The organism is Halorubellus amylolyticus (assembly GCF_034808145.1).
In the GTDB taxonomy this organism is placed as follows: Archaea; Halobacteriota; Halobacteria; order Halobacteriales; family Natrialbaceae; genus Halorubellus.
This window is the reverse complement of sequence record NZ_JAXHGM010000101.1, coordinates 1-246: the sequence shown is the minus strand read 5'-3', so window position 1 is coordinate 246 and position 246 is coordinate 1. Positions and strand designations below refer to the sequence as shown.

Below are 246 nucleotides of genomic sequence, written 5' to 3'. Positions count from 1 at the left end.
CTTTCGTTATAATAACAATTAATACATGACGATTGAGAGGACAGAAAATGAAATCTATATACATAACCGGCTATATGGGAGCTGGGAAAACAACAATTGGAAAAGCGTTAAGTAAAGAACTGCAAATGGATGTTGTAGATACAGATCAAAAAATCGAAGAGAAGCAAGAGAAGGCAATTCGAAATATTTTTGCAGAAGAAGGCGAAATAACTTTTCGAGAATATGAAAGTGAGATGTTACGTTCAC

1 protein-coding gene is annotated in these 246 nt (G+C 34.1%); it reads left to right on the top strand.

Features of this window, described 5'->3' with window-relative positions; genetic code table 11:
• Nucleotides 1–47 precede the first annotated feature (47 nt).
• A partial coding sequence (locus tag SM754_RS20695) for a shikimate kinase (protein ID WP_323677971.1) occupies nucleotides 48–246 on the top strand: 199 nt, incomplete at its 3' end.